Genomic DNA, 21,348 nt, shown 5'->3' on the forward strand with positions numbered 1-21,348 from the left:
AGTGGTTTATGCAAGTTAAGCGTTTTTTCGCCGCCGATATGCGTCAGGCCATGAAACTGGTTCGTGATGAGCTGGGCGCTGATGCCGCCATCATTGGCAACCGCCGGATCGCCGGTGGTGTCGAGCTGACGGCTGCCCTGGATTACAAGTTGTCGGCGCTGGCTCCGCGCGTTCCGAACATGGAACTCGAAGACGAGCTGCGCAAGACCCAATCGCGGATCGTCACCGCCCAGGCCGAACTGAGCCTGCGCAGCGATGGCGAGAGCGACAAGTCCACCAATCGCCAGTTATTCGCCGGCCTGCCACTGACCGCCGCCGAGCCGCTGATCGAGCCGACCTACACCGAACCCCGTCGTCCTGCACCCGCTGCGGCACCTGCCTCCGGTGGCGTCGACCCACGGGCGTTCGACTCGATGCGTTTCGAACTCAACAGCCTGCGCGAACTGATGGAAGTGCAACTCGGCTCCCTGGCCTGGAATCAGCTGCAAGGCAGCCGTCCGGCCCAGGCCAATCTTTGGCGTCGCCTGCAACGCATCGGCCTGTCCGGCCCGTTGTCGCGCGATTTGCTGGCGCTGATTACCGATATTGAAGAACCTCGTCAGGCCTGGCGCATGTTGCTGGCACATCTGGCGCGGATGATCGCCACACCGGAAGTCGAGCCTCTGGAAGAGGGCGGCGTGATTGCCATGGTCGGCCCTGCCGGCATGGGCAAGACCACCACCCTGGCCAAACTCGCGGCCCGTTACGTGCTCAAGTACGGCGCGCAAAATATCGCGCTGGTCAGCATGGACAGCTACCGTATTGGTGCTCAGGAACAACTCAAGACGTTGGGCCGGATCCTCAATGTGTCGGTGACGCATGTCGATCCGGGCCAATCGCTGGTGCAGGCGCTGGAGCCTTTGCTGCGCAAACGCGTGGTGCTGATCGATACCGCGGGCCTTCAGGCCAGCGATCCGGCACTGCGCATGCAGCTCGAAAGCCTGGCCGGTCGTGGCATCAAATCAAAAAATTACCTGGTTTTGGCAACCACCAGCCAGAAACAGGTTCTAACGGCCGCTTATCACAGTTACAAGCGTTGTGGGCTCGCTGGCTGCATCCTGACTAAACTGGATGAAACGGCAAGTCTGGGCGAGGTGTTGAGCCTGGCCATCAGTCATGAATTGCCGGTGGCCTACCTGACCGATGGCCCGCGGATTCCGGATGATTTGCATCTACCGCGTCGTCATCAGTTGGTCAGTCGCGCCGTAAGCGTGCAAATGCAAGAAGAACCCAGCGAAGAAGCCATGGCTGACATGTTCGCTGATATTTACCACAGCCCGACCAAGCAGGTTGGCTGAGGTATTAATGAACAGTTTTTGTACCTACATCGATGGTCTGCCATGCATTGTTCAGTTGTTGAACGCGCAGCCAGTAATGTGGCCTCCGTCTAAGTAAGACAAGGTAAAGAAAATTCATGGGCAGCATGCATCCCGTACAGGTGATCGCGGTGACCGGCGGCAAAGGTGGCGTCGGGAAGACTAACGTGTCAGTGAACTTGTCCCTGGCTCTAGCTGAGCTCGGCCGGCGCGTCATGCTGCTGGACGCTGATCTGGGGCTGGCGAACGTCGACGTCCTGCTGGGACTGACACCCAAACGTACTTTGGCCGACGTGATCGAAGGCCGCTGCGAGCTGCGCGACGTACTGTTGCAGGGCCCTGGCGGCATTCGCATCGTCCCGGCCGCGTCCGGCACACAGAGCATGGTTCATTTAAGTCCGGCCCAACACGCCGGCCTGATCCAGGCGTTCAGCGATATCGGCGACAACCTCGACGTGCTAGTGATCGACACCGCTGCGGGCATTGGGGACTCGGTAGTCAGTTTCGTTCGCGCAGCGCAGGAAGTCTTGCTGGTGGTCTGCGACGAACCGACCTCGATCACCGATGCCTACGCACTGATCAAACTGCTGAACCGCGATTACGGCATGAACCGTTTCCGCGTCCTGGCCAACATGGCCCAGAGCCCGCAGGAAGGGCGCAACCTGTTCGCCAAGTTGACCAAGGTCACGGATCGCTTCCTTGACGTCGCCTTACAATACGTCGGCGCGGTGCCTTACGACGAAAGTGTGCGCAAGGCTGTGCAGAAGCAGCGCGCCGTCTACGAAGCCTTCCCGCGGTCCAAGTGCTCACTGGCGTTCAAAGCCATTGCACAGAAGGTCGATACCTGGCCGCTACCTGCCAACCCGCGTGGGCACCTGGAGTTTTTCGTCGAGCGCCTCGTGCAACAAACCGCAGGACCGGTGCTATGACAGCCAGTGGCTACAACCTCTACAAGAATTCGGCACGTGACGCGCAGTACGAGCTGATCGAGCGTTACGCGCCACTGGTTAAACGCATTGCCTACCACTTGCTGGCGCGTCTGCCGGCCAGTGTCCAGGTCGAAGACCTGATCCAGGCCGGGATGATCGGCCTGCTTGAAGTGTCGACCAAATACGACGCCAGCAAAGGCGCGAGTTTCGAGACGTACGCGGGCATTCGAATCCGTGGCGCGATGCTCGATGAAGTACGCAAGGGGGACTGGGCGCCACGTTCGGTCCACCGCAATACCCGGATGGTCAGCGACGCCATTCGCTCGATTGAAGCTAAAACCGGTCGTGACGCTAAAGATCACGAGGTTGCGGCCGAACTCCAATTGAGTCTCGACGATTATTACGGGATTTTGAACGACACCCTGGGCAGCCGGTTATTCAGTTTCGACGATCTGTTGCAGGACGGCGAACACGAAGGGCTGCACGAGGATGGCGCCAGTGCTCATCTCGAGCCGTCACGCGATCTGGAAGATGAACGCTTCCAGGCGGCGCTGGCGGACGCGATTGCCAATTTGCCGGAGCGTGAGCGACTGGTGTTGGCGCTGTACTACGACGAAGAGTTGAATCTCAAGGAAATCGGTGAGGTCCTGGGGGTCAGCGAATCTCGGGTCAGCCAGTTACACAGCCAGTGCGCGGCCCGTTTGCGGGGGCGTTTGGGGGAGTGGCGAGCGCGCTGAAGGCAGTGTGGGGACACTGCGAACGCGGCTGGTGGGGTGTTGAACCGTACCGGTCCCGATCTGTTGTGCTCCAGACAGTCATTGAGTGCTTTGCCGGATTGATTGAAATGGCGCGTCCAGGTGCTGGGCGCGTTTAAGACTGCTTGGAGGTCGAATTGGACAAGAACATGAAAATCCTCATCGTTGATGACTTCTCAACGATGCGGCGGATCATTAAAAACCTGTTGCGTGACCTTGGGTTCACCAACACGGTCGAGGCCGACGATGGCACTACTGCCATTCCGGTTCTCAACAGCGGCAGCATCGACTTTCTGGTAACAGACTGGAACATGCCTGGCATGACCGGTATCGACCTGCTGCGCCACGTGCGTGCCGATGAAAAGCTCAAGCACCTGCCGGTGCTGATGGTGACCGCTGAAGCCAAGCGCGAGCAAATCATCGAGGCAGCCCAGGCCGGAGTTAACGGCTATGTGGTCAAGCCCTTCACGGCCCAGGCGTTAAAAGAAAAAATCGAGAAGATTTTCGAACGCATCGGTTGATGTGCGAAGCCACTGCGCCACGGGGGAGCTATGGAGCATAACGAGTCTTCACAGGGCGATTTCGAATCGACTCTGAAAAAACACGCGGTCGAACTGGTCGAAAGCCTTGAAAAAGGCAGGTTCGGCGACGCTGTGCAACTGATCCATGAGCTCAATCAGACCCGTGACCGTGGCCTGTATCAGGAAGTGGGCAAGCTCACTCGCGAGCTGCATAGCGCGATCGTCAATTTCCAGATTGACCCGCACATGCCGCAAGCCGAGGAAGTCTCGCAGATCACGGATGCCACCGAGCGTCTGGGTTATGTGGTCAAGCTGACCGAGGCGGCTGCCAACCGCACCATGGACCTGGTGGAAAACGCCACGCCGCTGGTCAACGGCCTGAGCAACGAAGCCCAGGCCTTGAGCAACGACTGGGGACGGTTCATGCGCCGCGAAGTCGGGGCTGAAGAGTTCCGCGAGCTGGCCCGGCGAGTCGACGGTTTCCTGACACGCAGCAGCGAAGACAATCGCGTTGTGTCGAGCAACCTCAACGACATTCTGCTCGCTCAGGATTACCAGGACCTCACCGGTCAGGTGATCAAGCGTGTGACCCAATTGGTCACCGAAGTTGAAAGCAACCTGCTCAAGCTCGTGCTTATGGCCAGTCATGTGGACCGCTTTGCGGGCATCGAACATGACCGTGAAGCGATGCTTGCAGAAAAAGATCCGCAAAAACATCTCTCTCAGGGTGAAGGTCCGCAGATTCATGCCGATAAAAGAGAAGACGTTGTGTCCGGTCAGGACGATGTGGACGATTTGCTATCCAGTCTTGGATTTTAGGTTTTTAGGTTTTTAGACCTTTAGGAGCACCCCCTTAATGAGCTTCGGCGCCGATGAAGAGATCCTTCAGGATTTCCTGGTTGAGGCCGGCGAGATTCTAGAGCAACTGTCCGAACAGCTGGTCGAGCTTGAAAGCCGACCTGATGATGCGGACTTGCTCAATGCAATTTTTCGCGGTTTTCACACTGTAAAAGGAGGCGCCGGCTTCCTCCAGCTCAACGAGCTGGTGGAGTGCTGTCACATCGCCGAGAACGTGTTCGACATCCTGCGCAAGGGTGAACGCCGCGTCGACTCGGAACTGATGGACGTGGTTCTCGAAGCGCTGGATGCGGTGAACGGCATGTTTACCGAAGTCCGCGAGCGCAGCCCGATCACGGCTGCCACGCCAGAATTGCTTGCGGCACTGGCCCGTCTGGCCGAGCCGCAAACCGCCGATGAAACGGCACCGGTCGCCGAAGTGGTGGAAGAACCTGCCGCCGAGAGCGAATCGGGTGACATCACCGATAACGAATTCGAACAACTGCTGGACTCGCTGAACGCCGTCAAGGCTCAGGCAGAAGCCCCGGCAGCCGTGCCAGCGCCGAGCAGCAATGCGGCGACCAGCGACGAAATCACCGATGCCGAGTTCGAGTCGTTGCTCGATCAACTGCACGGTAAAGGCCAGTTCGCCGTCGATGCGGTAGCCCCGGCGCCAGCCGCACCGGCTGCCCCGAAAGCGGCAGGCGACAGCTCCGATATCACCGACGACGAGTTCGAAGCACTGCTCGATCAGCTGCACGGCAAGGGCAACTTTGCCGTTGATGCGCTGGAATCGGCCATTGCTGCGGTCCCGGCCCCGGCTGCGCCAACCGCTAAAGCGGCTGGCGGCGATCTGATCTCCGATCACGAGTTCGAATCACTGCTCGACGAATTGCACGGTAAAGGCAAGTTCACCGAGGTTGGCACTGGCGCAGTGGTTTCTGCTCCTGTCGCCAAGGCGCCAGCACCGGCTGCGAAACCCGTTGCCAAAGCGCCCGAGCCTAAAGCCGAAGCGCCGAAGCCTGCCGCAGCTGCAGCACCGGCTCCGGCGCGTGCCCCGTCCGCGCCGCCACCGGAAAAACCGGCCAGCGAAGCCGAGACCACCGTGCGGGTCGACACCGCGCGTCTCGACGAAATCATGAACATGGTTGGCGAGTTGGTACTGGTGCGTAACCGCTTGGTCCGTCTGGGCCTCAACAGCGGCGACGAAGCCATGTCCAAGGCCGTGTCGAACCTCGACGTGGTCACGGCCGACCTGCAAACCGCGGTCATGAAGACCCGGATGCAACCGATCAAGAAGGTCTTCGGGCGCTTCCCGCGCCTGGTTCGCGACCTGGCTCGCCAGCTCAAGAAAGAGATCAACCTGGAACTGGTCGGCGAAGAAACCGACCTCGACAAGAACCTCGTCGAGGCCCTGGCCGACCCGCTGGTCCACTTGGTGCGCAACTCGGTCGACCACGGTATTGAAGAGCCGGCCGAACGTGAAGCGATGGGCAAGCCTCGCAGCGGCAAGGTGATCCTGTCCGCTGAACAGGAAGGCGACCACATCCTGCTGTCGATCTCCGATGACGGCAAGGGCATGGACGCTGATGTTCTGCGCGGCATTGCCGTGAAGAAAGGCTTGATGGACAAGGATGCAGCCGATCGCCTCAGCGAATCCGATTGCTTCAACCTGATCTTCGCGCCGGGTTTCTCGACCAAGACCGAAATTTCCGATGTCTCCGGACGCGGCGTGGGCATGGACGTGGTGAAAACCAAAATCGCCCAGCTCAACGGCACCATCAATATCTATTCGACCAAGGGCAAGGGCTCGAAGATCGTCATCAAGGTCCCGTTGACCCTGGCGATCATGCCGACGCTGATGGTCATGCTGGGCAACCAGGCGTTTGCGTTCCCGCTGGTGAACGTCAACGAAATCTTCCACCTCGACCTGTCGACCACCAACGTCGTGGACGGCCAGGAAGTGGTGATCGTGCGGGACAAGGCGCTGCCATTGTTCTACCTCAAACGCTGGCTGGTCAGCTCTGCCGCTCACGAAGAGCAGCGCGAAGGCCATGTCGTGATCCTTTCGGTGGGCACTCAGCGGATCGGCTTCGTCGTCGATCAACTGGTGGGCCAGGAAGAAGTGGTCATCAAGCCATTGGGCAAAATGCTCCAGGGAACCCCGGGCATGTCCGGCGCCACCATCACCGGTGACGGCCGCATTGCGCTGATTCTCGATGTTCCGAGCATGCTCAAGCGTTACGCCGCACGGCGTATTTGATTCTGGTGGAGCGGGGCGACTGAGCCTCGCTCCGTCTAACGGAGTGTTTATGGCAGTTAAAGTCCTGGTGGTGGACGATTCGGGGTTTTTCCGCCGCCGCGTCTCGGAAATTCTTTCAGCGGATCCGAATATCCAGGTCGTCGGCACGGCGACCAACGGAAAAGAGGCGATTGATCAGGCGCTGGCCCTCAAGCCAGACGTGATCACCATGGACTACGAGATGCCGATGATGGATGGCATCACGGCGGTGCGGCACATCATGCAGCGCTGCCCGACCCCGGTGTTGATGTTCTCCTCGCTGACGCACGAAGGCGCTCGGGTAACCCTCGACGCGCTGGACGCCGGCGCGGTGGATTTCCTGCCGAAGAATTTCGAAGACATCTCCCGCAACCCGGAGAAGGTCAAGCAACTGCTGTGCGAGAAGATTCTCAGCATTTCGCGCAGTAACCGTCGCGCCAACACTTACAGCGCTCCGGCACCTGTCGCCACCCCCGCCCCGACGCCTGCACCTTCGAGCGTCAGCAGCTACGGTAGCAGCGCGCCTGCGCGTCCGGCACCGGCTCCGATTCCGGCGCGTACGCACGCGCCAGCCTCGTCGTCGCCGACGCCGAAACGCAAAGCCTACAAACTGGTTGCCATTGGTACGTCCACAGGTGGTCCGGTTGCCTTGCAGCGGGTTCTGACCCAATTGCCGGCCAATTTCCCCGCACCGATCGTATTGATCCAGCACATGCCGGCCGCCTTTACCAAGGCCTTTGCCGAGCGTCTGGACAAGCTGTGTCGCATCAGCGTCAAGGAAGCCGAGGATGGCGACATCCTGCGTCCGGGCCTGGCGTTGCTGGCGCCGGGTGGCAAGCAAATGATGATCGACGGCCGTGGCGCGGTGAAAATCCTCCCGGGCGACGAACGTCTGAACTATAAGCCGTGCGTGGACATCACCTTCGGTTCCGCGGCCAAGTCTTACGGTGACAAAGTTCTGGCGGTCGTGTTGACCGGCATGGGCGCCGATGGTCGCGAAGGCGCGCGTCTGCTCAAGCAGGGCGGCAGTGCAATCTGGGCTCAGGATGAAGCCAGCTGCGTGATCTACGGCATGCCGATGGCAATCGTCAAAGCCGAACTCGCCGATGCGATCTACGGCCTGGACGATATTGGCAAGCATCTGGTCGAGGCTTGTATCTGATGGATGTTTTAAGCCTTATCGGGATCATCATGGCGTTTGTCGCCATCATTGGCGGCAACTACCTTGAAGGCGGTCACCTCGGCGCCCTGGCCAACGGCCCGGCGGCGTTGATCGTACTCGGTGGGACCATCGGTGCGGCGCTGTTGCAGGCGCCGATGAGCGCCTTCAAGCGCGCCATGCAGATTCTGGCCTGGATCCTGTTTCCTCCGCGCATCGACCTCGCCGGTGGCATCGATCGCGTCGTCAACTGGAGCCTGACCGCGCGCAAGGAAGGCTTGCTGGGTCTGGAAGGGGTGGCTGACGCCGAATCTGACAACTACTCGCGCAAAGGCCTGCAACTGCTGGTGGACGGCGCCGAGCCGGAAGCGATCCGCAGCATCCTGGAAGTGGATTTCTACACTCAGGAAAGCCGCGACATCGAAGCTGCCAAAGTCTTCGAAAGCATGGGCGGCTACGCGCCGACCATCGGCATCATCGGCGCGGTGATGGGCCTGATCCACGTGATGGGCAACCTGGCCGATCCATCGCAACTGGGTAGCGGCATTGCCGTGGCCTTCGTCGCGACCATCTACGGCGTGGCCAGTGCCAACCTGGTGCTGCTGCCGATTGCCGCCAAACTCAAGTCCGTCGCTTTGCGGCAGTCGCGTTATCGCGAAATGTTGTTGGAAGGCATTCTGTCGATCGCCGAAGGTGAAAACCCTCGCTCTATTGAGTTGAAGCTTCAGGGCTTCATGGATTGATGGGAGACATGGACCATGGCACGTCGTCGCCAACCTGAAGAACACGTAAACCATGAACGTTGGCTGGTTTCGTACGCCGACTTCATTACGTTGCTGTTCGCTTTCTTCGTCGTGATGTACTCGATTTCTTCGATCAACGAAGGCAAGTACAAGGTCATTTCCGAAGCGTTGATCGGGGTCTTCACCGACTCCGATCGCGCCCTCAAGCCGATCCCGATCGGTGACGAGCGACCGAAGACCGTGACCCCGGCCAAGCCGCTGGTTAAAGACGCCGAGCAGGTCGACGCCGGTATCGCGGGTGCCAGCGATCCGCTCAAAAGCATCGCCGACGACATCAGCGCGGCGTTCGGCGACCTGATCAGCTCCAACCAGATGACCATTCGCGGCAACGAGCTGTGGGTCGAGATCGAACTCAATTCCAGTTTGTTGTTCGGCAGCGGCGACGCCATGCCCAGCGACATCGCGTTCAACATCATCGACAAGGTTGCCGCGATTCTGAAGCCGTTCGACAACCCGATTCACGTCGAAGGCTTCACTGACGATCAACCGATCCGCACCGCGCAATACCCGACCAACTGGGAGCTGTCCTCGGCCCGGTCCGCGAGCATCGTGCGCATGCTGGCGATGCAGGGTGTGAACCCCGGTCGCCTGGCGTCGGTGGGTTACGGCGAGTTCCAGCCAGTGGCCAACAACGCCACTGCCGAGGGTCGGGCGCGTAACCGTCGCGTGGTGCTGGTGGTGTCGCGAAATCTCGATGTACGCCGCAGCCTCACGGGTACCGGAACCGCCAACGCGAAACCGGATGCCGCGTTGAAGCGTGCTGGCACACAAACTGCACCGACCCCGGTCAAGTCGCCGGGACGAGAGAGTGCCGTCAATTCTCCGTCACCCGCATTAATACGTTGAGCTTTTCCTCGGTCGACCATTTCGACCGGGAGGAACAATCCGAATGAGAGTCTGGGCAGTCGCCAATCAAAAGGGTGGTGTTGGTAAAACCACTTCCTCTATCGCTTTAGCCGGTTTGCTGGCCGAGGCGGGCAAGCGCGTGGTTGTGGTCGATCTCGACCCCCACGGCTCCATGACCAGCTACTTCGGTTACGACCCCGACAGCCTGGAACACAGCAGCTACGACCTGTTCCTGCACAAGGGTAGTGTGCCGCAAGGCTTGCCCGGTCAGTTGCTGTTGCCCACCAGCCACGAGAGTATTTCCCTGCTGCCATCAAGCACCGCACTCGCGACCCTCGAGCGCCAGTCGCCGGGGCAGAGCGGCCTGGGCCTGGTGATTGCCAAGAGCCTGGCGCAACTTTGGCAGGACTTCGATTACGCCGTGATCGACAGCCCGCCGTTGCTCGGCGTGCTGATGGTCAATGCCTTGGCGGCGAGCCAGCAATTGGTGATTCCGGTGCAGACCGAACACCTTGCGGTCAAAGGCCTGGAGCGCATGGTCAATACCCTGGCGATGATCAACCGTTCGCGTAAACAGGCGCTGCCGTTCAGCATCGTGCCGACCCTGTTCGACCGCCGCACGCAGGCGTCCCTCGGCACGCTGCGGGTGTTGCGCGACAAGTATCCGGAAGAAATCTGGCAGGGCTACATCCCGGTCGATACCCGCTTGCGCGATGCCAGCCGGGCCGGCGTGACGCCTTCGCAGTTCGACGGCAAGAGCCGTGGTGTTCTCGCGTACCGCGCACTGCTCAAGCACCTGCTGGCGGCACAACTTGTCCCGCAGGTGGCTTGAGATGAACCGCCCTGTAAAAATCACCTCGCGCCCGCAACTGGCGCTGCAGTCCTATCTGGACAGCTTGCTGATGGAGGCGACTGAAGAGTTGCCGCCGGAAATCGAAGCGCTGGTTGAAATCGTTGAGGTTGTTGAAGCGGTCGAAGTTGAAGCTGCGCTGGACGAGTTCCAGGCAGCGGTGCTCGAAGAGCAGGCTCGCGATGCGCAGAAACCCGCCGTGGTTGCCGCGCCGGTAGCCGCGCCCGTGGCGAAAGCCCCGGTTGCCGTGATCGAAGCACCCGCGCCGGTTCTCGCGCCGGTCTCGACCATCGCCCCCCTGCTGCAAGCCTTGGTGCCGCCGGTGGTCGAAGTCCACCTGCCACCGAGCAACACGCCACCACCAGTGGAAACCGAGGGTCGTCCGTCCTGGGCCGCCGAGCCGTTCGAATGCCTGTTGTTCGATGTCGCCGGGTTGACCCTGGCCGTGCCGCTGGTGTGCCTGGGCTCGATTTATTCTTTGGCCGGCCACGAGCTGACACCGCTGTTCGGTCAGCCGGAATGGTTCCTCGGGATCCTGCCAAGCCAGGCCGGCAACCTGAAAGTATTGGACACCGCGCGTTGGGTCATGCCCGACCGCTACCGCGACGATTTCCGTCAGGGCCTGCAATACGTTATTTCGGTTCAGGGCTACGAGTGGGGGCTGGCGGTGCATCAGGTCAGCCGCTCATTGCGCCTGGACCCGAACGAAATCAAATGGAGAAGTCATCGAGGTCAGCGGCCATGGCTCGCCGGCACGGTGATTGAGCATATGTGTGCGCTGCTGGACGTTTCCGCCCTGGCCGAGTTGATCGCCAGCGGCGGGGCAAAGCACATGGGCGGCAGCAAGCCGCTACACAAACCGACATAACTGCCGACATAACAAGTATGCGACGGCATTGTTGAATGCCGCCTACAGAACACACACCGCCAGAAGCGGTTTTTCGAGGGGTCAGGTATGAGTAATCAAGCGACGAATGCAAAAGGTTCTGAAGATCCGATCCTGCAATGGGTAACCTTCAAACTGGACAATGAAACCTACGGCATCAACGTGATGCGCGTTCAGGAAGTCCTGCGTTACACCGAGATCGCCCCGGTCCCGGGTGCCCCGAGCTACGTGCTGGGCATCATCAACCTGCGCGGTAACGTGGTCACCGTGATCGACACCCGTCAGCGCTTCGGCCTGATGAATGCCGAGATCAGCGACAACACCCGTATCGTCATCATCGAAGCCGACAAGCAAGTGGTCGGGATCATGGTCGACAGCGTGGCCGAAGTGGTTTACCTGCGTCAGTCGGAAATCGAAACCGCGCCGAACGTCGGTAACGAAGAATCCGCCAAGTTCATTCAAGGCGTGTGCAACAAGAACAACGAACTGCTGATCCTGGTCGAGCTGGACAAGATGATGAGCGAAGAAGAATGGTCGGACCTGGAGAACATCTGATTGATTCTTGAGGTAGCGGTCATTGTCCTGTTCCTCTTTTGGGCAGGCACGCTGGCGATGTTTCTGGCGTACATACGAGGCCAACGACTGATCGCCGCGCAACAGGCCCAGGGCGATGCGCTGCGCGATCAGCGCATCAAGGACTTGGCTAAGCGCGTTGAGGACTACCAAAGCGGTAACGTGCGCATGGGTGAAGACCTGCACGAACTGCGCGCGGTGGTTGGCCCGTTGCCGGACAAACTGGCTCAGCTGGAACAGCGCGATCCGTCGAGCCTGTCGTTTGCCCAGGCGGCAAAACTGGTCGGTATGGGCGCGAGCGTCGATGAACTGACTCAGTCTTGTGGCTTGACCCAGGCTGAGGCGGAGTTGATGAGCAAGTTGCACAAGAACTGAGAAGATCAAAAGATCGCAGCCTCGTTTCACTCGACAGCTCCTACAGGGCGTACACCATTCCAATGTAAGAGCTGTCGAGTGAAACGAGGCTGCGATCTTTTTGCATTCAACAAAGATTCAATAATCATCCCCGCGATCAGTAATATCTTTCTCCACCATCGGCGCATCCGGATCTTGCCCCTTGGGGAACTTGCCCTTCAAATTCCACGCAAACGCAATAATCTCGGCAATCGTGCGATACAACTCCTCCGGAATACTCTCCCCCAATTCCATCCGCGCCAGCAGTTTCACCAGCTCGGCGTTTTCGTAGATGGGCACTTCATAATCGCGGGCAATCTTCAGAATGGCTTCGGCCAGTGCTTCGTCACCTTTGGCCGTGAGGGTAGGGGCGTGGCTGCCGTCGTATTTGAGAGCGATGGCTTGGCGCGGGGTGTTGGGGTTTTTCATGCGGTTTCGTCGACCCAGCGTTGTTCAAGACGGGTTTGAGGGCCTTGTGGCGGTGTGCCGAGATGGCAATCGAGATCGCCGACATTCAGGCCGGACGCCAGCAGCCGCTGGCGCAGTTCAGCAAGATTGCTTTCGATCAGGCTCGCGGTGTACGGGCGTTCGGCCCACAGCTGACTGGACAGGCTGCCTTTGATCAGTTGTGCCTGAATTTGCAGCGGGCCCAAGGGTTCCATATCGAACGCCAGGTCCACTCGCCACAATTGTTGTTTGGGTTCGCGCTCGTCGCGGCGTTCGTTTTGCTGTTCCTTCTCGGGCGCTTCTTCGCGCTGGAACTTGACCTGCAACGGCACGATGTCCTGCAGATTGCGCATCGGGATTTCCAGTTGCCAGGTGCTCATCAACCGTCCGTCGTCGGTGACGCCAGTCTGTTCCAGGCTCGACAGTTGATGGCTTTGCAGGCGCGAAACAGCCGCTGCTGCCAAACGCAGCAAGTGCTCGAGATCGCCTTCGCCGTCCATGTTTTGTAGCAGGCGCTCGGGCAACGGGAAGCTGGTTGGCTGCGGTTTGGCGCTGACCTGACCGAGCATGCCGAGGGCGCTGCGTACAAAGTTCGGCATGACCTGGGCCAGTGTGTTGGCGGCAATGATCGCGTTGAGATTGGTGTTGGCCGGCAGGCCTGGCGTCAGTTGTGCGATCAGCTTGAGCAGATCGCCTTTCATGTCTGGGGCCAGTGTCGGGTTCTGACCGCTGAGCAGTTTGGCTTCAAGAAACAGTCCGCTATTGGCCAGTGCCTGGGCCAGTCCCTTTGGTGTGCTGAGTTGTTGAATATCGGGCAGGCCGGCAAGCAACTTGTCGACGGCGGCACGCAGATCACTGGACGTCTGGTTTGAGGACGGCAGGTTTTGCAGGAGTTTGAGCAAGCCATCCAGCGAACCTTGGCGGCTCTGTTGACTGACCAGTTGTTGGGTCACGGCCAATTGCTCCTGGCGGCTGCTCAATGGCACGAACTTCAGCGTTTGGGTGTCCTGCACCAGCGCGCTCAGCAAGGTGCCAATGCGCAGCGGCGTCGGGCTGTCGATGTTCAGGGTGCTGCCGCTCAACGCGGTGTTGAGCAAAGTCACCATCGAGCGAAACACCGTCGGCTGGCCCGGCACTTGCGGCAACACCTGAGAGGTCAGCACTTTGCCTTGCAGCAGCGTGCCGACCGGCAGTTGCGCGGTGTCGATACGGGTGAGGGTGGCAACGCTGGAGGCGATGGCCTGTTGCACGGTGACGGCCAGATTACCCGCCGACGGCTGGGTAATCGCCAGGCTGGTGCCCTGAGGCAGCGGTTGCGTGCTGGTGGCCTGGACCGTGGTCTGACGGCCGCTGTCGAGGGTGACCTTGAGCAACAGTTGAAAGGTCTGATCCGCCTGCTTGAGCGACAGCACTTCGGCCTTGGCGGTCTGGCCCGCAGTGATCAGGCCCTCCATTGGCGTCAGTAACTTCAGCAGGTCGCCACTCACCACCAGCGGCCGCGAAGTCACGGGCGTGGTTTGCGGTAGCGGGAGGATGTTCATTTCGCCTGTCATACGCGGTCACAACCTGAGGAAATTGCCCTCTTTAGAGTAGGGCATGGCATGTATAATGCCGCCCCGTTGTATCCGGGGCGCTGAAAACATTTCAAATACTTGATCCAGCTCCTTAGAACGGGCCGCCAATGCATTTATCCTGCATATCTTTAACGGCCGCTCCACTGCCGACTTGAACCCAAAAGGCCCGTGATCTCTTGACCAGTCCTGTCCTGCAAACCGTTGCCCTCGCCTGTGAGCGAGACCTTCGGCTGCTCTTCGAAAATCTCGAATTGAGACTGGCCAGTGGCGAAATGTTGCAAATCAGTGGCCCCAACGGCAGTGGCAAAACCAGCCTTTTACGTCTGCTTTGCGGTCTGATGCAGCCGACTGCCGGTCAGGTGCTGCTCAACGGCCAGCCATTGAACGAGCAACGCTTTGAGCTGGCGCGCAACCTGCTGTGGATCGGCCATGCCGCCGGGATCAAGGATCTGCTGACGCCGGAAGAAAACCTGAGCTGGCTGTGCGCCTTGCATCAACCGGCCTCCCATGAGGCGATCTGGCAGGCGCTGACGGCTGTCGGACTGCGCGGTTTCGAGGATGTTCCTTGCCACACGCTGTCTGCCGGGCAGCAACGCCGGGTCGCGTTGGCGCGGTTGTACCTGGAAAGCCCACCGCTATGGATCCTCGATGAACCGTTCACCGCGCTCGACAAACAAGGCGTGGCGCAACTCGAAGAACACCTGGCCGCACACTGCGAGCGCGGTGGCATGGTGGTCTTGACCACTCACCACACGCTGACCCGGATGCCGGCCGGCTATCGCGACATTGATCTGGGGAATTGGGCCGTATGAGTGTTTTCGGCCTGTTGGTCGCCCGTGAAGCCCGATTGCTGTTCCGCCGTCCTGCGGAACTGGCCAATCCGCTGGTATTCTTCGCGATCGTGGTTTCCCTGTTCCCGTTGGCGGTCGGACCCGAGTCTCAATTGTTGCAAACCTTGTCTCCGGGACTGGTCTGGGTAGCGGCCCTTTTATCGGTTTTACTCTCGCTGGACGGGCTTTTCCGCAGTGATTTCGAAGACGGATCGCTTGAGCAGTGGGTCCTTTCGTCGCACCCCCTGCCTCTTCTGGTTTTGGCCAAGGTACTGGCACACTGGTCCTTCTCTGGCCTGGCACTGGTTTTGCTCGCTCCATTACTGGCTTTGATGCTCGGTTTGCCAACCGCCTGTCTGCCGGTGTTGCTGCTTTCTTTGTTGCTGGGTACACCGGTGCTGAGCCTGCTCGGTGCGGTGGGCGCAGCCCTGACGGTGGGATTGAAGCGCGGTGGCCTGTTGCTGGCGCTGCTGATTCTGCCGTTGTACATCCCGGTGTTGATTCTCGGCAGTGGCGCCTTGCAGGCGGCATTGCAGGGCATGCCGGCGACCGGTTATCTCCTGTGGCTTGGTAGCCTGACCGCCCTGGCGATAACCCTGACACCTTTTGCAATAGCTGCTGGCCTGAAGATCAGCGTCGGCGAATAATGAGGTCTGGTTGTTTTTTAACCAGTAAAGACCCTGGCTGCTCGTGATGGCGAGCAGCAACCGTGATGGAAACAGTAATGAACTGGACTTGGTTTCATAAGCTCGGCTCGCCCAAATGGTTTTACGGCATCAGCGGCAAACTGCTGCCGTGGCTGAGTGTCGCGGCGTTGCTGCTGATCAGCGTTGGTGTAGTGTGGGGCCTGGCCTTCGCGCCGCCGGACTACCAGCAGGGCAACAGCTTTCGCATCATTTACATCCACGTTCCGGCCGCCATGCTGGCCCAGTCCATCTACGTGATGCTGGCTGTGTGCGGCATCGTCGGGCTGGTGTGGAAGATGAAGCTGGCCGACGTCGCCCTGCAATGCGCGGCGCCCATCGGCGCCTGGATGACCGCCGTGGCGCTGGTCACCGGCGCGATCTGGGGCAAACCGACCTGGGGCTCGTGGTGGGTCTGGGATGCACGACTTACGTCCATGCTTATTCTGCTGTTTCTGTACTTCGGTCTTATTGCGCTGGGCAATGCGATCAGCAATCGTGACAGTGCCGCCAAGGCCTGCGCGGTATTGGCGATTGTCGGCGTGATCAACATCCCGATCATCAAATACTCGGTGGAGTGGTGGAACACCCTGCACCAGGGCGCGACGTTCACCCTCACCGAAAAACCGGCGATGCCCGCCGAGATGTGGCTGCCACTGCTGCTGACGGCGCTGGGGTTCTACTGTTTCTTCGGCGCGGTATTGCTGCTGCGCATGCGTCTTGAAGTGCTCAAACGCGAAGCCCGCGCCAGTTGGGTCAAGGCCGAAGTGCAGAACAGTCTGGAGGCCGCTCGATGAGTTTTGCTTCATTCGGCGACTTCCTCGCCATGGGCCATCATGCCCTGTATGTCTGGTCAGCCTATGGCATTAGCCTGGCGGTGCTGGCCCTCAACGTGGCGGCGCCGATCCTGGCCCGCAAGCGGTATCTGCAACAAGAGGCGCGTCGTCTGCGCCGGGAGAACGGCAAGTGAATCCGCTGCGCAAAAAGCGTCTTATCATCATTCTCGCGATCCTGGTCGGTGTCGGCGCTGCCGTCGGCCTGGCCCTGAGTGCCCTGCAGCAGAACATCAATCTGTTTTACACCCCGACCCAGATCGCCAACGGCGAAGCCCCGCAAGACACGCGTATCCGCGCTGGCGGCATGGTTGAGAAAGGTTCGCTGCAACGTTCCGGCGATTCGCTGGACGTGAAATTCGTCGTCACCGACTTCAGTAAATCCGTGACCATCAGCTACCGCGGCATCCTTCCGGACCTGTTCCGCGAAGGGCAGGGCATCGTTGCCCTGGGCAAGCTCAACGCCGACGGCGTGGTGGTGGCTGACGAAGTGCTGGCCAAGCACGACGAGAAGTACATGCCGCCAGAAGTGACCAAGGCTTTGAAAGACAGCGGTCAATCTGCTCCAACGCCCGCGAAGGAGGGTTGATCGATGACGTCCGGACTCTATATTCCTGAACTCGGCCATCTGGCCATGATTCTGGCGCTGTGTTTCGCGCTGGTTCAGGCCGTGGTGCCGTTGCTTGGTGCCTGGCGCGGTGACCGCTTGTGGATGAGCCTCGCTCAACCAGCGGCTTGGGGCCAGTTCGCGTTTCTGCTGTTCTCCTTCGGTTGCCTGACTTACGCCTTCATGTCCGACGATTTCTCCGTCGCCTATGTGGCCAGCAACTCCAACAGCGCCTTGCCGTGGTACTACAAGTTCAGCGCGGTGTGGGGCGCTCACGAAGGGTCGTTGCTGCTCTGGGCGTTGATTCTCGGCGGCTGGACCTTCGCGGTGTCGGTGTTTTCCCGGCAGTTGCCGCAAGTGATGCTGGCGCGGGTTTTGGCGGTGATGGGCATGATCAGCACCGGTTTCCTGCTGTTCCTGATCCTCACGTCCAACCCGTTTGCACGGATCCTGCCGCAGATTCCTGCGGACGGTCGTGATCTCAACCCACTGCTGCAAGACATCGGCCTGATCGTTCACCCGCCGATGTTGTACATGGGCTATGTCGGTTTCTCCGTGGCGTTCGCGTTCGCCATCGCTGCACTGCTGGGCGGTCGTCTTGATGCGGCGTGGGCTCGCTGGTCCCGTCCGTGGACCATCGTCGCCTGGGCCTTCCTCGGTATCGGCATCACCCTCGGTTCGTGGTGGGCGTACTACGAACTCGGCTGGGGTGGCTGGTGGTTCTGGGACCCGGTGGAAAACGCCTCCTTCATGCCATGGTTGGTGGGTACGGCGCTGATTCACTCGTTGGCGGTCACGGAAAAACGTGGCGTGTTCAAGAGTTGGACCGTGTTGCTGGCCATCGCTGCCTTCTCGTTGAGCTTGCTGGGGACCTTCCTCGTGCGTTCCGGCGTGCTGACGTCGGTTCACGCCTTTGCGTCCGACCCTGAGCGCGGTGTGTTCATCCTGATCTTCCTACTGTTCGTGGTCGGTGGCTCGCTAACGCTGTTTGCCCTGCGCGCTCCCGTGGTGAAGAGCCACGTTGGCTTCAACCTCTGGTCCCGGGAAACCCTGCTGCTGGGTAACAACCTGGTGCTGGTGGTGGCGGCCTCGATGATTCTGCTCGGCACCTTGTATCCGCTGATTCTCGATGCGATGACCGGCGCCAAGCTGTCGGTCGGCCCGCCGTACTTCAACGCACTGTTCATCCCGTTGATGGCCTTGCTGATGATGGTGATGGCAGTCGGCATGCTGGTGCGCTGGAAAGACACTCCGGTCAAATGGCTGTTGAGCATGCTGACCCCGGTGTTGCTCGGCAGCGCCGCTTTAGCCGTGGTAGCGGGTGTTGCTTATGGCGATTTCAACTGGGCGGTGATCGCGACCTTCATGCTCGCGGCCTGGGTGTTGCTGGCCGGTGTGCGTGACATCGTCGACAAGACTCGCCACAAAGGCCTGATCAAAGGCCTGCCGACCCTGACCCGCAGCTATTGGGGCATGCAGGTCGCTCACCTCGGCATCGCCGTGTGTGCCCTCGGCGTCGTGCTGTCGAGCCAGAACAGTGCCGAGCGCGATTTGCGTCTGGCGCCGGGCGAGTCCATGGACCTGGCCGGTTACCACTTCGTGTTCGAAGGCGCCAAGCATTTCGAAGGCCCGAACTTCACCTCCGACAAGGGCACCGTTCGGGTGATCCGCGACGGCAAGGAAGTCAGCGTGCTGCACCCGGAAAAACGCCTCTACACCGTGCAGAACTCGGTGATGACCGAAGCCGGGATCGACGCCGGTTTCACCCGCGACCTCTACGTCGCACTCGGCGAACCGTTGGGCGATGGCGCCTGGGCCGTTCGCGTCCACGTCAAACCGTTCGTGCGCTGGATCTGGTTCGGTGGTCTGCTCACCGGTTTGGGCGGGTTGCTGGCGGCGTTGGATCGCCGTTACCGGGTCAAGGTGAACAGCCGTGTGCGTGAAGCACTGGGCATGACGGGAGCCACGGCATGAGACGTTGGTTGATGCTGTTGCCACTGGTGATTTTTCTGGTGGTGGCTGTTTTCCTTTACCGCGGGCTCTATCTGGACCCGGCCGAGCTGCCTTCGGCGATGATCAACAAGCCGTTCCCGGAGTTTTCCCTGCCGGCCGTGCAGGGCGAAAAAACCCTGACCAAGGCGGATATTCTGGGTAAACCAGCGCTGGTTAACGTCTGGGGCACCTGGTGCATTTCTTGCCGGGTCGAGCACCCGGTGCTGAACAAACTGGCCGAGAAGGGCGTGGTGATCTACGGCATCAACTACAAGGACGTTAACGCTGACGCCTTGAAGTGGCTGGTGGAATTCCACAATCCGTATCAGCTGGATATTCGTGACGATGCAGGCACCCTGGGCCTGAACCTCGGCGTTTATGGCGCTCCGGAAACTTTCTTCATCGACGCCAAGGGCATCATCCGCGACAAGTTCGTTGGCGTGATCGACGAACAGGTCTGGCGCGAAAAACTGGCGGCCAAGTATCAGGCGCTGGTTGATGAGGCCAAGCCATGAAGCGCTGGATAGCCGCCGCGGTATTGGGTTTGAGCATGGCCGGCGTGGCGCACGCGGCCATCGACACCTACGAGTTCGCAAAAGAAGGTGATCGCGAGCGTTTTCGCGAGCTGACCAAAGAGCTGCGTTGCCCCAAGTGCCAGAATCAGGACATTGCCGATTCCAACGCACCGATCGCCGCCGACCTGCGCAAAGAGATTTTTCGCATGCTCGGCGAGGGCAAGGACAACCAGCAAATCATCGACTTCATGGTCGACCGCTACGGTGATTTCGTCCGCTACAAACCCGCTCTGAACGCCAAGACTGCTGTGCTCTGGTTCGGCCCTGCCGGCCTGTTGCTGGGCGGTTTTGTGATCATCGCCGTGATCGTCCGCCGTCGTCGCGTGCAACGCGCTGACACCAAGGATGAGCTTTCCGCCGAGGAGCGTGAGCGCCTCGACCACCTGTTGGATAAAACCAAGAATGATTGATTTCTGGCTCGCTGCAGGTCTGCTACTTCTGGTTGCCCTGAGTTTTCTGCTGATCCCTGTTCTGCGTGGCCGCCGCGCCCAGCTTGAAGAGGATCGTACGGCCCTGAATGTCGCGCTGTATCAGGAACGCGTGGCTGAGTTGCAGACTCAGCAGGAAGAGGGCGTTCTCGACGCCGCGCAAATGGACACCGGTCGCGCCGAAGCCGCCCGTGAGTTGCTCGCCGACACCGAAGGCGTCGAGGCGCCGCGCGTGTCCCGCCTGGGCAAGCCGTGGCCGTTGCTGGCGGCGATTCTGGTGCCGGTGTTGGGCCTCGGTCTGTACCTGCATTTCGGGGCGAGCGACAAGGTCGAACTGACCCGCGAATTCTCCCAGGCGCCGCAGTCGATGGAAGAGATGACCCGCCGCCTGGAGCGTGCAGTCGCGGCTCAGCCGGATTCGGCTGAAGGCCTGTATTTCCTCGGTCGCACGTACATGGCTCAGGATCGTCCTGGCGATGCGGCGAAGATCTTCGAACGCACGGTGAACCTGGCCGGTCGTCAGCCGGAACTGTTGGGCCAATGGGCGCAGGCCCAGTACTTCGCCGACGGCAAGAAGTGGTCGGACAAGGTTCAGGCCCTGACCGACGAAGCACTGAAAGCCGATCCGAAAGAAGTCACCAGCCTTGGGTTACTCGGTATTGCTGCCTTTGAAAGCCAGCGTTATCAGGACGCCATCGACTACTGGAATCGCCTGCTGGTGCAACTGCCACCGGAGGACAGTTCCCGCGCCGCGCTGCAAGGCGGCATCACTCGGGCCACCGAGAAACTCGAAGCCAGTGGCGGCAAGGTGGCCCAGGCGCCCGCCGCCAAGGTGGCGGCACTGCTCAAGGTGCGCGTGGATCTGGCGCCAGAGCTGAAAGCCAAGGTCCAGCCGGGCGACAGCGTATTCATTTTCGCCCGCGCCACCGCAGGGCCTCCTGCGCCATTGGCCGCCAAACGGCTGACCGTGGCCGACTTGCCGGCGACCGTTGAACTGGGCGACGCCGACGCAATGATGCCGCAGTTGAAACTGTCGAACTTCCCTGAAGTCCAACTGGTTGCACGCGTCTCCCGCGCCGGCAAACCCACTGCCGGCGAATGGATCGGTCGCAGCCAGCCTCTGGCCAGCAGCACCACTGCGCCGCAAACACTGACCATCGACAGCCCGGACAAATGACAGGAATCGCCACT

At 60.3% G+C, this 21,348-nt stretch carries 24 protein-coding genes; 22 read left to right on the top strand and 2 right to left on the bottom strand.

Annotated features, from left to right (window positions below):
• The first annotated feature begins 8 nt into the window (after nucleotides 1-8).
• From flhF to ACSQ87_RS08955, 13 genes are all read left to right on the top strand, one after another.
• Nucleotides 9-1,337, top strand: a complete 1,329-nt coding sequence (flhF, locus tag ACSQ87_RS08895; protein ID WP_008155822.1) for a flagellar biosynthesis protein FlhF — start codon at nucleotides 9-11, stop codon at nucleotides 1,335-1,337.
• Between the two features lie 116 nt (nucleotides 1,338-1,453).
• Complete coding sequence (gene fleN, locus ACSQ87_RS08900) at nucleotides 1,454-2,284, top strand: flagellar synthesis regulator FleN (RefSeq protein ID WP_008001746.1); 831 nt, start codon at nucleotides 1,454-1,456, stop codon at nucleotides 2,282-2,284.
• The gene (gene fliA / locus ACSQ87_RS08905; protein WP_095080132.1) at nucleotides 2,281-3,021 is read left to right on the top strand and encodes an RNA polymerase sigma factor FliA; all 741 of its coding nucleotides are present in this window, start codon (nucleotides 2,281-2,283) and stop codon (nucleotides 3,019-3,021) included. The genes fleN and fliA overlap by 4 nt, the downstream gene beginning before the upstream one ends.
• A 167-nt stretch (nucleotides 3,022-3,188) precedes the next feature.
• Nucleotides 3,189-3,560, top strand: a complete 372-nt coding sequence (locus ACSQ87_RS08910; RefSeq protein ID WP_003183998.1) for a chemotaxis response regulator CheY — start codon at nucleotides 3,189-3,191, stop codon at nucleotides 3,558-3,560.
• A 30-nt stretch (nucleotides 3,561-3,590) separates the two neighbouring features.
• Nucleotides 3,591-4,379 (top strand): protein phosphatase CheZ, encoded by a 789-nt coding sequence (locus ACSQ87_RS08915; RefSeq protein ID WP_223431595.1) that lies wholly within the window; start codon nucleotides 3,591-3,593, stop codon nucleotides 4,377-4,379.
• Nucleotides 4,380-4,416: 37 nt separating this feature from the next.
• Complete coding sequence (locus tag ACSQ87_RS08920) at nucleotides 4,417-6,660, top strand: chemotaxis protein CheA (protein WP_223431594.1); 2,244 nt, start codon at nucleotides 4,417-4,419, stop codon at nucleotides 6,658-6,660.
• A gap of 49 nt (nucleotides 6,661-6,709) precedes the next feature.
• Nucleotides 6,710-7,840, top strand: a complete 1,131-nt coding sequence (locus ACSQ87_RS08925; protein WP_223431593.1) for a protein-glutamate methylesterase/protein-glutamine glutaminase — start codon at nucleotides 6,710-6,712, stop codon at nucleotides 7,838-7,840.
• Complete coding sequence (locus tag ACSQ87_RS08930; protein ID WP_223431592.1) at nucleotides 7,840-8,580, top strand: flagellar motor protein; 741 nt, start codon at nucleotides 7,840-7,842, stop codon at nucleotides 8,578-8,580. The genes ACSQ87_RS08925 and ACSQ87_RS08930 overlap by 1 nt, the downstream gene beginning before the upstream one ends.
• 15 nt (nucleotides 8,581-8,595) lie before the next feature.
• A complete protein-coding gene (gene motD, locus ACSQ87_RS08935) occupies nucleotides 8,596-9,486 on the top strand; it encodes a flagellar motor protein MotD (protein WP_008155811.1) in 891 nt (296 codons plus the stop codon).
• 43 nt (nucleotides 9,487-9,529) lie between these two features.
• Nucleotides 9,530-10,318 carry a ParA family protein gene (locus ACSQ87_RS08940; protein WP_046046365.1) on the top strand — a complete coding sequence of 263 codons (789 nt, stop codon included), beginning with the start codon at nucleotides 9,530-9,532 and terminating at the stop codon, nucleotides 10,316-10,318.
• Nucleotide 10,319: 1 nt separating this feature from the next.
• Nucleotides 10,320-11,204: a CheW domain-containing protein gene (locus ACSQ87_RS08945; RefSeq protein WP_223431591.1), complete on the top strand. Its 885-nt coding sequence runs from the start codon at nucleotides 10,320-10,322 to the stop codon at nucleotides 11,202-11,204.
• Nucleotides 11,205-11,291: 87 nt separating this feature from the next.
• Nucleotides 11,292-11,777 (top strand): chemotaxis protein CheW, encoded by a 486-nt coding sequence (locus tag ACSQ87_RS08950; protein ID WP_008155806.1) that lies wholly within the window; start codon nucleotides 11,292-11,294, stop codon nucleotides 11,775-11,777.
• Nucleotides 11,778-12,170 (top strand): DUF2802 domain-containing protein, encoded by a 393-nt coding sequence (locus tag ACSQ87_RS08955; protein ID WP_056742068.1) that lies wholly within the window; start codon nucleotides 11,778-11,780, stop codon nucleotides 12,168-12,170.
• Between the two features lie 117 nt (nucleotides 12,171-12,287).
• Here ACSQ87_RS08955 and ACSQ87_RS08960 read toward each other — a convergent pair whose 3' ends face one another.
• A complete protein-coding gene (locus ACSQ87_RS08960) occupies nucleotides 12,288-12,617 on the bottom strand; it encodes an EscU/YscU/HrcU family type III secretion system export apparatus switch protein (protein ID WP_150655116.1) in 330 nt (109 codons plus the stop codon).
• A complete protein-coding gene (fliK, locus tag ACSQ87_RS08965; RefSeq protein ID WP_223431590.1) occupies nucleotides 12,614-14,188 on the bottom strand; it encodes a flagellar hook-length control protein FliK in 1,575 nt (524 codons plus the stop codon). The genes ACSQ87_RS08960 and fliK overlap by 4 nt, the downstream gene beginning before the upstream one ends.
• A gap of 197 nt (nucleotides 14,189-14,385) precedes the next feature.
• Here fliK and ccmA point away from each other — a divergent pair, with 197 nt between their 5' ends.
• The 9 genes from ccmA (at nucleotide 14,386) to ccmI (ending at nucleotide 21,334) form a co-directional block, all read left to right on the top strand.
• On the top strand, nucleotides 14,386-15,021 hold the full coding sequence (gene ccmA / locus ACSQ87_RS08970) for a cytochrome c biogenesis heme-transporting ATPase CcmA (protein ID WP_007894233.1): 636 nt from the start codon (nucleotides 14,386-14,388) through the stop codon (nucleotides 15,019-15,021).
• The gene (ccmB, locus tag ACSQ87_RS08975; protein ID WP_008155797.1) at nucleotides 15,018-15,686 is read left to right on the top strand and encodes a heme exporter protein CcmB; all 669 of its coding nucleotides are present in this window, start codon (nucleotides 15,018-15,020) and stop codon (nucleotides 15,684-15,686) included. Before ccmA ends, ccmB begins: the two co-directional genes overlap by 4 nt.
• Nucleotides 15,687-15,763: 77 nt before the next feature.
• The gene (locus ACSQ87_RS08980; RefSeq protein WP_223431589.1) at nucleotides 15,764-16,519 is read left to right on the top strand and encodes a heme ABC transporter permease; all 756 of its coding nucleotides are present in this window, start codon (nucleotides 15,764-15,766) and stop codon (nucleotides 16,517-16,519) included.
• Complete coding sequence (gene ccmD, locus ACSQ87_RS08985; RefSeq protein WP_150655118.1) at nucleotides 16,516-16,692, top strand: heme exporter protein CcmD; 177 nt, start codon at nucleotides 16,516-16,518, stop codon at nucleotides 16,690-16,692. The genes ACSQ87_RS08980 and ccmD overlap by 4 nt, the downstream gene beginning before the upstream one ends.
• Nucleotides 16,689-17,144 (top strand): cytochrome c maturation protein CcmE, encoded by a 456-nt coding sequence (gene ccmE, locus ACSQ87_RS08990; protein WP_056742064.1) that lies wholly within the window; start codon nucleotides 16,689-16,691, stop codon nucleotides 17,142-17,144. The genes ccmD and ccmE overlap by 4 nt, the downstream gene beginning before the upstream one ends.
• 3 nt (nucleotides 17,145-17,147) lie before the next feature.
• On the top strand, nucleotides 17,148-19,136 hold the full coding sequence (locus ACSQ87_RS08995; RefSeq protein ID WP_223431588.1) for a heme lyase CcmF/NrfE family subunit: 1,989 nt from the start codon (nucleotides 17,148-17,150) through the stop codon (nucleotides 19,134-19,136).
• On the top strand, nucleotides 19,133-19,669 hold the full coding sequence (locus tag ACSQ87_RS09000; protein ID WP_223431587.1) for a DsbE family thiol:disulfide interchange protein: 537 nt from the start codon (nucleotides 19,133-19,135) through the stop codon (nucleotides 19,667-19,669). Before ACSQ87_RS08995 ends, ACSQ87_RS09000 begins: the two co-directional genes overlap by 4 nt.
• Nucleotides 19,666-20,139, top strand: a complete 474-nt coding sequence (locus ACSQ87_RS09005; protein WP_008145552.1) for a cytochrome c-type biogenesis protein — start codon at nucleotides 19,666-19,668, stop codon at nucleotides 20,137-20,139. Before ACSQ87_RS09000 ends, ACSQ87_RS09005 begins: the two co-directional genes overlap by 4 nt.
• Nucleotides 20,132-21,334 carry a c-type cytochrome biogenesis protein CcmI gene (gene ccmI / locus ACSQ87_RS09010; RefSeq protein WP_223431586.1) on the top strand — a complete coding sequence of 401 codons (1,203 nt, stop codon included), beginning with the start codon at nucleotides 20,132-20,134 and terminating at the stop codon, nucleotides 21,332-21,334. Before ACSQ87_RS09005 ends, ccmI begins: the two co-directional genes overlap by 8 nt.
• The last annotated feature ends 14 nt before the right edge of the window (nucleotides 21,335-21,348 follow it).

The sequence above is a fragment of the Pseudomonas sp. LjRoot277 genome (genome assembly GCF_964253845.1).
GTDB lineage: Bacteria > Pseudomonadota > Gammaproteobacteria > Pseudomonadales > Pseudomonadaceae > Aquipseudomonas.